Source organism: Erysipelatoclostridium sp. AM42-17 (genome assembly GCF_003480255.1).
Lineage (GTDB): Bacteria > Bacillota_I > Bacilli_A > Erysipelotrichales > Coprobacillaceae > Faecalibacillus.
Genome location: NZ_QUIN01000016.1, coordinates 44,519 through 52,569, shown reverse-complemented (window position 1 = coordinate 52,569; position 8,051 = coordinate 44,519). Strand labels below are relative to the sequence as shown.

At 29.3% G+C, this 8,051-nt stretch carries 11 protein-coding genes; 4 read left to right on the top strand and 7 right to left on the bottom strand.

Annotation, left to right across the window (positions count from 1 at the left end; all coding sequences use genetic code 11):
• Positions 1-71 precede the first annotated feature (71 nt).
• The 3 genes from DW911_RS07235 to DW911_RS11250 all read right to left on the bottom strand — a co-directional run bounded on the left by DW911_RS07235 (position 72) and on the right by DW911_RS11250 (position 2,001).
• Complete coding sequence (locus DW911_RS07235) at positions 72-539, bottom strand: helix-turn-helix transcriptional regulator (protein WP_118607649.1); 468 nt, start codon at positions 537-539, stop codon at positions 72-74.
• 99 nt (positions 540-638) lie between these two features.
• Positions 639-1,679, bottom strand: a complete 1,041-nt coding sequence (locus DW911_RS11255; RefSeq protein WP_233541802.1) for an MATE family efflux transporter — start codon at positions 1,677-1,679, stop codon at positions 639-641.
• Positions 1,618-2,001 (bottom strand): MATE family efflux transporter, encoded by a 384-nt coding sequence (locus DW911_RS11250; RefSeq protein ID WP_233541803.1) that lies wholly within the window; start codon positions 1,999-2,001, stop codon positions 1,618-1,620. Before DW911_RS11250 ends, DW911_RS11255 begins: the two co-directional genes overlap by 62 nt.
• Before the next feature lie 196 nt (positions 2,002-2,197).
• Here DW911_RS11250 and DW911_RS07225 point away from each other — a divergent pair, with 196 nt between their 5' ends.
• Positions 2,198-3,073: a PD-(D/E)XK nuclease family transposase gene (locus DW911_RS07225; protein WP_158568146.1), complete on the top strand. Its 876-nt coding sequence runs from the start codon at positions 2,198-2,200 to the stop codon at positions 3,071-3,073.
• 154 nt (positions 3,074-3,227) lie between these two features.
• Here the strand turns inward: DW911_RS07225 and DW911_RS07220 are convergent, their stop codons facing one another.
• The 3 genes from DW911_RS07220 to DW911_RS07210 all read right to left on the bottom strand — a co-directional run bounded on the left by DW911_RS07220 (position 3,228) and on the right by DW911_RS07210 (position 5,090).
• Positions 3,228-3,449 carry a DUF6718 family protein gene (locus DW911_RS07220; RefSeq protein WP_118431252.1) on the bottom strand — a complete coding sequence of 74 codons (222 nt, stop codon included), beginning with the start codon at positions 3,447-3,449 and terminating at the stop codon, positions 3,228-3,230.
• A complete protein-coding gene (locus DW911_RS07215) occupies positions 3,421-4,038 on the bottom strand; it encodes a hypothetical protein (RefSeq protein ID WP_118431253.1) in 618 nt (205 codons plus the stop codon). The genes DW911_RS07220 and DW911_RS07215 overlap by 29 nt, the downstream gene beginning before the upstream one ends.
• Positions 4,039-4,154: 116 nt before the next feature.
• On the bottom strand, positions 4,155-5,090 hold the full coding sequence (locus tag DW911_RS07210; protein ID WP_118431255.1) for a TRM11 family SAM-dependent methyltransferase: 936 nt from the start codon (positions 5,088-5,090) through the stop codon (positions 4,155-4,157).
• Between the two features lie 46 nt (positions 5,091-5,136).
• Here DW911_RS07210 and DW911_RS07205 point away from each other — a divergent pair, with 46 nt between their 5' ends.
• Entirely contained in the window at positions 5,137-6,309 is a 1,173-nt protein-coding gene (locus tag DW911_RS07205; protein ID WP_118607648.1) for an O-antigen ligase family protein, read from the top strand.
• Positions 6,310-6,331: 22 nt separating this feature from the next.
• Here DW911_RS07205 and DW911_RS07200 read toward each other — a convergent pair whose 3' ends face one another.
• On the bottom strand, positions 6,332-6,520 hold the full coding sequence (locus tag DW911_RS07200; protein WP_118431259.1) for a hypothetical protein: 189 nt from the start codon (positions 6,518-6,520) through the stop codon (positions 6,332-6,334).
• A gap of 186 nt (positions 6,521-6,706) precedes the next feature.
• On the opposite strand from DW911_RS07200, the gene DW911_RS07195 reads away from it, so the two are divergent.
• Both DW911_RS07195 and DW911_RS07190 read left to right on the top strand, forming a co-directional pair.
• Positions 6,707-7,033, top strand: a complete 327-nt coding sequence (locus DW911_RS07195) for a PadR family transcriptional regulator (RefSeq protein ID WP_118431260.1) — start codon at positions 6,707-6,709, stop codon at positions 7,031-7,033.
• 47 nt (positions 7,034-7,080) lie between these two features.
• On the top strand, positions 7,081-8,046 hold the full coding sequence (locus DW911_RS07190) for a D-2-hydroxyacid dehydrogenase (protein ID WP_118431262.1): 966 nt from the start codon (positions 7,081-7,083) through the stop codon (positions 8,044-8,046).
• Positions 8,047-8,051: the final 5 nt, after the last annotated feature.

The window sequence follows — 8,051 nt, the reverse complement described above, 5'->3', positions numbered from 1 at the left end:
ATCTCTTTCCTAATTTCTAAATACATTATAGTTCTCTCTTTTAGCACTGTCAAGAGGTGAGTGCTAATTTTTTATTTTTTTCCTATCTTTGCATCAAGTGCCATAACATTAAGAATATTTGTTATAAATGCAAGTAAGATAACCAAAACAAAGATGATTAAATCATGAAGCGTATTTAATGGTAGCATCGCTAATATAGCCACGGCTATAATTCCTGTCATTAACAATATGACTATTAATCTCTTTTTATATTTTTTATTTTCTATTTGTATTTCTTTTAATACTTGTGTCATGTTTTCTTCAGCAACTTCTTTTATATTTTCATCTAGAACTCGTTTCCCTGATAAAATTTCATTAATACTGATTTTGTAAAAATCGCTTAATAAGATAAGACATTCAATAGGTGGCAGATAATTTCCTGTTTCCCATCTTGATATGGTTTTATTGGTTACTCCTATTTGTTGTCCTAATTGTTCTTGAGTTAAATGATTTTCTATTCTCAATTGTTTTAAAAAAGATCCTATCTTTTTAGTATCCATAAAACATCCTCCTTTAAATTGCCTTCATCATAACAATTTAACCATGATGCGTCTTTACCATAAATAGCGAATCTTCCTTTTATTAAAATTGAATCATCTTTAAAATATATGATTCATTGTCTTCTTTAATAGAATTATTGATACTAAAGTCGATACTCCTTCTGCAAAGATAAAAGTAAACCATAATATCCAATATGGCATATTATATACCATGACAAGTTTAGCCAGTATGTAAGCCACCGGTATAACAAGTACAAATTGACGTAGTAATGAAATAATCAATGATGAAAGACCATTTTCTAACGCTTGAAAACATCCCTGCATAGCAATATTAGCGCCAGCAAACATAAAACTTACTGATATGATTTTCATGGCACTTTCACACAATGATGCAGTTTGACCAGATAAACCAAATATTGTAGTAAATACATGGGCACTTAATTCTAGTGTACCAAAACCAATGAGCATAATAATCAAGGTATAAATCAAACCATATCGAATACCATCTTTAATTCGATTGTTATTTTGTAAACCATAATTAAATGACACAATAGGCGTAATGGCATCTCTCAAACCAAATGCAGCAAATAAAACAAATTGTTGTATTTTATAATAAAGCCCATATGCCGTTACAATTCTTTCATCAACCATACCAAAAATAACATTTAAAGCATAAGTCATAATTGACATCAATGCTTGAGCAATAATAGCCGGAAAACCAATAGCGTAAATTTGTTTAATGATTCGTATATTGGGTTTTAGGTATCCTAAATCATTGCTGATTTCATGATCATATTGATAATGAAAATAAAAATCTAAAGCAAAAGAACATATTTGACCTAGAACTGTTGCTATAGCTGCACCGTTTACTCCTAAAGCTGGTAATCCACATAAGCCATATATCAAAACTGGATCTAAAATCATATTTAACACTGCCCCACTTACTTGCGCAATTGTCGTATACATAGACCGTCCAGTAGCTTGAATTATTTTTTCATACAAAGAATAGAACACGATACCAAATGAAGCAATACAACATATTTTTAAATACTGACTTGCCATTGTGACAATTTGGGGATTATGACTTTGGCTTCTGACATAAAAATCCGTTCCAAATAAACCAAATATCAAAAAAAACAAAATAGATAATAAAACCTAAAAAGAGTGCATTGCCAGCACTATGACTCGCTCTTTGACGATCATTTTGTCCTAAACATTGAGCAATCAGTGCATTCACGCCTACTCCCGTTCCTATCCCTATCGCTACCATAAGCATTTGCACTGGAAAAGCAAGTGTTAATGCATTTAAGGCTACTTCACCACAACCCTTCATATTAGATACAAAAGCACTATCTACAATATTATAAAGTGCTTGTAACAGCATCGAAAAAATAATAGGTATTCCCATTGATAATAATAGTTTTTTTACAGGCTCATCTGCCATTTTATTTGTACTTTCCATATAAGTCCTCCTCTATAACAAAAACGCCCAACCTTGTGAATATTTCACAATAGATTGCGCGCTTGATTGCTGGACTTACATCTAATCGGTTAACACGATTTTCCTCGACATTATAACAAAAAAATATTTTTCTTGTAAGTTAAAAAAAGAAATTCTCTTATATTTTTTATATATAAATAGTGGAGGTGTTTTATTATTGAAACCAGGTATCGATTTTAAAAATGATCTATTCTTTAAATATCTGTTACATGATGATCAAGATCCTGACTGTTTATATTTGCTTCGTCTTTTGATTGAAGGTATTTTACACATTCATCCTCATCATATTCAAGTCATGAATCCTGAACTTTATCCCCAAAACAACAAAGATAAAAACATGAAACTTGATCTTACAATTGTTGATGATAAAGGTCAAATCATTAATATCGAAATGCAAAATTCGATGTTTAATCAATATCATTATTATCGTTTTCAAGGTTATGGTGCTAAATTATTAGCCAATCAAATTAAACAGGGGCAAAGTTATATTGATACAATGAATCCGATTTTTCAAATGATTCTCATTGATGATATGGATTCACGTCATCCTAAGTTATATGACTGGTATACTTCTAAAAATGATGAAAATCATCAAGAAAGATATAATTTAATTCATCGTGTCTATGTTCAACTCCCTTATATTAATGTGATAAGTGAAACAAAAGGAATTGAAAACTTAACGGAATTAGAATTACTTTTATACATATTTAAAAACGGATTATCAGATGATATAATGAGGATAGAAAAAGAGGTGATTAAGATTATGGAAAGAAAATTTAAGCGTTATAATCGAGAAGATATCTTATTATCAGATGAAGAAATGATTGAATTTGAAGAATGGTCTAAAGCCTTAGAAAGAGGTCTTGCAATGAAGGAAAAACAAAAGGAATTAGTTTTGAAATATTTTCATAAATTTTATTCTGGATATAATGATGACTTTTTACAAGAACTCACATCAAATGAGTATGATTTAGTTTTAGATATGATTATTGATCGTCAGGATATAGAAAACATCAAAAAAGAAATTCTGTAAACGAATTTCTTTTTTTAGTTACAAACATAAATATATCGTCCAAATTTAACATACTCCGTCTTTTTTCTAAGACAACAATCAATAATTTTATATCCAGCATTTATTAAAAAGGAATCCTATATAAAAAGATTCCAAATAATTTTCACTTTAATTTTTATAACAAACTCGCCTGTTTACTAAACTCATCATAACTATCAACAAAATGATATGGCTCGTATTCACCATATGCCATTGGTCTACTAATAGTTATAATTTGTGTATCGTATCCAAGTTTTTCCTGTAAAGCATCAGCGAATTTTGCCATTTTTTCTCCTGGTTCAGTTTGTAATGCAATACACCCGGATTTTTTAAATTTTTTTGCAATTAAATAGCACATTTGCTAACACCTCCTCAAACTCTTTAACTGATTTTATTTTACCACCCTCATATAGTTTACGCAAGATTATACCAATTTGATTATCATAACCTCTTTTATAAAATTTATCATGCATCCAATCATTAAACTGTCTATCATAATATGTATTAAACTGTATTTCTATTGGATAGTGGAAATTATCTTTTTGATAATATACATGAACACCTCGATATCCATCGTCATTGTTTTTTCCCTTAGACATATCAACAATTCTTATCTTTTCTTCAGTTTTAAGTGATAAAACTTCCTCATAGTTTGAACAAATTGATCTAAACCCCAGAATATCATTAAAGACACGAGAAAAAATTGCTGTAGGATATCTGTCAAACTTCATAGCCGCTGATCCAATACTTTTAATTCTTAAATCAACGGGTAACCTATATAATATATCTTGCATATTATACCATTGTCGCGCATTTCTTATATCATTTAATACTTCATTTTTATCAAAATGTCGCAAAGTTCTTTTCATGCTTACTGACAATCCAGTTTTATATGATAAGGAATCCAATATTTCTATACTTAACCCAACTTTATCTAATATATACATTTATAAGCACCTCTTAATATATCATTTTATCATCTTCCGCAAATAATAAAAATATTTTTCACTACAATGTACAAATTGATTGTACAAAATTGAAATCCTATAATGAATTTCTTTTTTTAGTTACAAACATAAATATATCGTCCAAATTTAACATACTCCGTCTTTTTTCTAAGACAACAATCAATAATTTTATATCCAGCTTGTTCTATTTCTTTAGTCATATCCTCAAAAGTGACCATGACCATTTTCTTGCAGATTTTTCTAGAAGCTTGAATCATAGAACATTGTTCTTCATAAGTGATAGGTGTATAGAGGTTATAAGGGATATCCATAATAGCCACATCATAAACCTTGGTATGGTCATGAATATCTTTTCTTTGAATCAGTTGTCCATCATAGCCATAATACTCTAGATTCTTTCTAGCATGCCATGATATTTCCCTGGAAATATCATAGCCTTCTATATTCAATCCCAAAGCTAATCCTTCTAATACGACTGTACCCATCCCGCAACAGGGATCGATGATAGTTAAATCTTTATTTCCTCCACTTGCAATATTTACTAATGTTCTTGCTAGACGAATATCTAAAGAATTAGAAAAAGTCCACGGTTTATCGTCATGTTTTTTCCATGTCGGGATACCATGATGATAATAACCACATATCCACATATTATTTAAATAAGTTAAAGCAATAGTATGTAAAGGCTGATTGAGTTTAACCGTTCCTTCAATCATCCATGATAAATCTTTACATTTTTTCAAACTATCACGATATTCGACATGATTCATTTTATTTTTCACGTAAATCACTTTAAAATCAGGGTATTCATAATTCAATGCTTTGACTTCTTTTAATAGTTCATCAAAATTTTCACTCATCGCAAAAATATCAATCTTCGCCTTAATAAAGACACTATCATCCTGACAAATATCTTGATTTGTTAAATAATACTGTCCTTGATATTCTTCGTGAAAGAGATACTTAAACTCTAAAGCACATAAATCATGATCTTCTGGGGGATAATTAAAAATATATAGATACTTTTTCATAATAACTCCTTTTTATGTTATAGTTATCTTACCATGGAGGTAAAATATGAAATATTTACAAATTTTAAAAGATAAATTTAATCAAGATCAACTATTGGTTTTGTTTTCTTGCTTTGTTTTGACATTTCCCTTCTATATTAGTGGACCTATCTATGTCATAGAAGCATTATACTTATTGTACACAAAAAAAGGAATAGACGCTTTTAAAAATACTCCTAAAATTAAATATTTGTATTTATTTTTAGGGTTATCTTTGATTGTTTCTGTGATATCTAAAAACTTGATTGGTGTAGGTTGCGTTGTCGCTATCGCTATTTTCATAATGTTAATGCTTTATTACCGTGAACATATTACACCTGAATTATTTGAACTTATTGTAGACTTATTGATTTTTTTATCTATTTTTTGGGCTATTTATGGGTTGTATGAACAAACTGTTATTTTACATCGTTTAGGTTATTCACACTTTACTTTAAAAATCTTTTCACGAAGAGAAAATAGGTTAAACAGCGTTTTCTTTAACGCTAACTACTATGCTATGATGATTGAATTTTTAATCATGATGATTACCTATAAATTTTTTACAACAAAGCACAATATTAAAAAATCTATTTATTATGTATGTGTAGGTTTACTTAATGTCTTTATGCTTTATATGACAGGATGCCGTACTGCTTTAATTGCGATTGCCGGTGCGATGATTATCTTTTTGATTATTAATAAAAATTATAAATTATGTACTTTAATAGGGATTGGCTTTTTAGCCATTGTTGCCTTTTTCTTCATTCATCCAGATAAGTTTCCTCGTATAGAATATCTTCTTTCTAACTATGCAGTACGTATAAAGATTTGGAAAGCAGCTATTCAAGGAATAAAAGCGCATCCTTTATTTGGACAAGGTCCAATGACTTATATGATGATTTTTAAACAATATGGTGGTCATGCTACTCAACATGCTCATAGTGTTTATTTAGATCCTATCTTATCATTTGGTATTGTAGGAATTGGTTTGTTAGTGCCTTATGTTATTGATAACTTCAAAAGATTATTTATCGTTGTTAAACAAAATCTTAATCGTAGCTACTTGGCCCTTGTTATCAGTTGTATTGTTGTCATTTTATTACATGGTACTTTAGATTATACTATCTTTTGGTTACATACTGGTTTGTTATTCTTATTTATCGCCAATAGTTTTGCAATGTATCCACAAACACATTAAAAAAGCAGGTTCCCCTGCTTTTTTAATTGTGATGATTTTCCATACAGTAAAGAATAACCATCCATATAAATGTTCCAATAATTAAAATAATAAGCCAATATGGCGGATGACTACTTTCATTGACTGCTTGATTTGTTAATGCGAAACATGATTGAACTGATGTCAAGATAACCCCTATCATTGTTATCATTGATAAAACATATTTTTTCATGATATCACCCCTTATTTATTTCTAATTCTATTTTACTGCCAAATTTTGGTAAAAATGTGTCAAAAATGTAAAGATTTTATTATATTTTCTAGTAAATTATTATTTTTTATTACCAAAAAATGCAAAAAACTTGACAATTATGACGATAGTAATAATATTAATCTATAGAATAAAAAAGGAGATAATATGACACGTACTGCAAAGAATTTTTTTAGAATAGAAATGGTTTTATTAAAAATTATCGACTCTGGAGAAGAATGTTATGGATATCAAATTGTACAAACTTTAAAAAAACAATCTGATGGTCATATTAATATTGCAGAAGGAACAATGTATCCAATTCTTTATAAATTAACAGATCAAGGTTACATTACAAGTGAACGCCGTCTTATTAACAAAAGACAAACACGTGTTTACTATAAAATCACTCCAGAAGGAAAACAATATTTAGAACAACTTTATCAACATTATTTAACAATAACAGGTTGTATCAAAAATATTATGTCCGATTAAGCCCAACTTGGGCTTTTTTTATGTATAATAACAACGGAGGTATCATGATGAAAATATTAGTATGTGCACCTTTACAAGATCAAGAAATAAAAGAAATTCAAAATGCTTTTATTGATGATACCTTTATCATCAATAAAAAGCCTACACAAAAAGATATTGATAACGCAGATGTGATTATCGGTAATCCTTCTTTATCACTCCAATTAAATCAAGAACATCTTCAAGCTATCTTTTTAAATAGTGCTGGAAGTGATGCTTATATTAAAGAAGGTATCCTTCACAAAAACACCCAGTTAGCAAATGCAAGTGGAAGTTATGGTAAAGCCATAAGTGAACATATTATCGGCATGATGATTGCATTATGTAAAAACTTTAAATTCTATTCTTTGCAAATGACAAAACAACAATGGCATCCGTTAAAACAAGGAAAAGAAATCTATCACAGTCATGTTTGTATTGTAGGTTATGGTGATATTGGTTATGAAACAGCAAGAAGATTAAAGGCATTTGATTGTCATATATCTGCTGTAAAAAGAAGAAAACAAGATCATCTTCCTTATGTAGATGATATTTATACATTAGATCAATTAGATGAACTCTTGCCACAATGTGACTTTGTTATTCTTGCTTTACCTCAAAATAAACAAACAATTCATTTATTTGATTATAAAAAATTATCTAAAATGAAACCTGATGCTATTATTATTAATGTAGGTAGAGGAAGTGCAATCGTTAGTGATGATTTAGTTCAAATTTTAAATGAAGGGCATCTTTATGGCGTAGGACTTGACGTTGTTGAAAATGAACCATTAGATTGTTCTTCGCCATTATGGAACATAGACAGAGTCATGATTACCCCTCATAGTTCGGGTGGCTTTGTTTGGGATAGTGTGAGAAATGCATATTGTCAATTAGTTATGCGTAATCTTCATCATTTAAAAAATAGTGAGGTATTAGAAAACGAAGTTGACTTTAATACCGGCTATCGTCGTGTTGTTTCTTATAAAAAATAAAAAAG

Bases quoted from the DNA above. Each gene is read 5' to 3' on its own strand.
- DW911_RS07195 (WP_118431260.1), top strand. From the start codon at position 6,707: ATGACACGTACTGCAAAGAATTTTTTTAGAATAGAAATGGTTTTATTA.
- DW911_RS07200 (WP_118431259.1), bottom strand. From the start codon at position 6,520: ATGAAAAAATATGTTTTATCAATGATAACAATGATAGGGGTTATCTTG.
- DW911_RS07215 (WP_118431253.1), bottom strand. From the start codon at position 4,038: ATGTATATATTAGATAAAGTTGGGTTAAGTATAGAAATATTGGATTCC.
- DW911_RS07210 (WP_118431255.1), bottom strand. From the start codon at position 5,090: ATGAAAAAGTATCTATATATTTTTAATTATCCCCCAGAAGATCATGAT.
- DW911_RS11250 (WP_233541803.1), bottom strand. From the start codon at position 2,001: ATGGAAAGTACAAATAAAATGGCAGATGAGCCTGTAAAAAAACTATTA.
- DW911_RS07220 (WP_118431252.1), bottom strand. From the start codon at position 3,449: ATGTGCTATTTAATTGCAAAAAAATTTAAAAAATCCGGGTGTATTGCA.
- DW911_RS07205 (WP_118607648.1), top strand. From the start codon at position 5,137: ATGAAATATTTACAAATTTTAAAAGATAAATTTAATCAAGATCAACTA.
- DW911_RS07190 (WP_118431262.1), top strand. From the start codon at position 7,081: ATGAAAATATTAGTATGTGCACCTTTACAAGATCAAGAAATAAAAGAA.
- DW911_RS07235 (WP_118607649.1), bottom strand. From the start codon at position 539: ATGGATACTAAAAAGATAGGATCTTTTTTAAAACAATTGAGAATAGAA.